Source organism: Arcicella sp. GW458-12-2-14-TSB2, assembly GCF_059423785.1.
This window is the reverse complement of sequence record NZ_JBWKYN010000345.1, coordinates 1-1,627: the sequence shown is the minus strand read 5'-3', so window position 1 is coordinate 1,627 and position 1,627 is coordinate 1. Positions and strand designations below refer to the sequence as shown.

2 protein-coding genes are annotated in these 1,627 nt (G+C 37.0%); both read right to left on the bottom strand.

Features of this window, described 5'->3' with window-relative positions; genetic code table 11:
• Window positions 1-155: 155 nt before the first annotated feature.
• Window positions 156-491: a potassium transporter KefB gene (locus AC07XN_RS24330; RefSeq protein WP_309924001.1), complete on the bottom strand. Its 336-nt coding sequence runs from the start codon at window positions 489-491 to the stop codon at window positions 156-158.
• A gap of 287 nt (window positions 492-778) precedes the next feature.
• Window positions 779-1,519: a helix-turn-helix domain-containing protein gene (locus AC07XN_RS24325; protein WP_309924003.1), complete on the bottom strand. Its 741-nt coding sequence runs from the start codon at window positions 1,517-1,519 to the stop codon at window positions 779-781.
• Window positions 1,520-1,627: the final 108 nt, after the last annotated feature.

The window sequence follows — 1,627 nt, the reverse complement described above, 5'->3', positions numbered from 1 at the left end:
GTAATAATATTTTGTACATGTAAAAAGTGTTAGATTTTTCGTCATTTACTTCCCCTTTAGCTCATCCCTGTGAAGAAAATTAATTTATCTTAGCATAACAAGGATGTCCTTTTTAAGGGTTTTTAGGCTGATGTTGGTTATAAATTCCTGTTGGATTAATCCCAGAGGGTGCCGTCTAATCCTAAAACAAAACCAAGCCATAGTCCGACCAAGCAAATAAAAAAGCTGAGGACGTTGGCTACTATTTTTTTCCAACCGCCCTGAATACGAAGGAAATCTAATATATAAAAACATAAACCACCCATTGCTCCAGCAAAGGGGACGATGATGAGGGGGCGTACCATCCAATATTTTGGATAGCTATGGTTAGGAGGTGTTGGAATCAAGAAAATGATAATCAGTGCTAATGCGATTACTGCTCCTAATGACATTAATTTCCATAATGCAATTGGATGAATCGATGGTTTTGTTAAATCGTTTGTCTGTGTCATGATGATTGTAAAGTAGTTAAGTAATAAATCGTTGCTCAAAGATAGTATAAAGTACTTTGTGTTTCAAAGTGTTTTTGAAAAAAATATTTATTCTAATGGGATTTCCTAACACGTAGGGCTGAATTTCATTCGGCCGTATCGCAGGAACGATAGGGGACATACATCGTGGACGTATGCAATACGTCCCTTTGTGGTATTAATTGTAGGGCTGAATTGTATTCAGCCATGTCGCAGAACAATAGGGGACATACATCGTGGACGTATGCAATACGTCCCTACTATGATAATCACCCTCGTTTTCTGGAAACCTCCACTACATTATAAATCTCATATACCTCAGAAAGGTGTAATTCTAGGTTAGGATACGTAGATTTATCCGTATTCAGCGACATACATATAATAATACCCTGTTCTACCCAATGGTCAGTGATTCGTTTTACCAAAATTCCCCCTTCATGGATGATGACATAGTCTTCCCATTTATGAAGGTAAAACTTATTCTTCCAGTATTTTTTATCGACACTCCTGCCCACTACCACATCCCCCGAACAGATAGAATCCCTAGAATTGTTGTCCATGCTATCGCCCCGCACCTGAAAAGCCCTGTAGATACCCCTATAATGTTTATCTACAATAATAGAATGCTTGGGTAATTCTTCTAAAAAGACAGAATCGCCCCAGCCCGTTAGGTATCCCGCATAGGCATAGTGTTCTACCAAGGGGATATTCATTTGAATTTTCCCATTGCCAATATCAACAAACTCGTTGCCAGATTTTGTTTTATATACATTCTCAGACTCAAGCAGACCCTCAAGATTACCAATGATTTCGGCTTCCTCTTTTTGAATATCCGTAAGCTTTTGTTTGGAGAGATGGATGAAAAAATCTTCCAATTTTTTATGATCATCCACCTTCGGTTTAGAGCCCCGTTGTTCCCAACCATTGATACGACCTCTGGGAATACCTACTTTTTCGGCAAGCTCTTGTTGGGATAAACCAAACTGGATTCTTAATTCCTTGATGTTCACGAAATTATAATTTGTTTCAAAAATGTTTCAGAAATTTTCAATAATTTGTTTCAAAATATTAGTTTTTTGAAACATTTATTTCTATATTTGTATTAATAATAAACAAAG

Excerpts from the sequence above, each read along its gene's own strand:
- AC07XN_RS24330 (WP_309924001.1), bottom strand. The coding sequence starts at position 491 with ATGACACAGACAAACGATTTAACAAAACCATCGATTCATCCAATTGCA.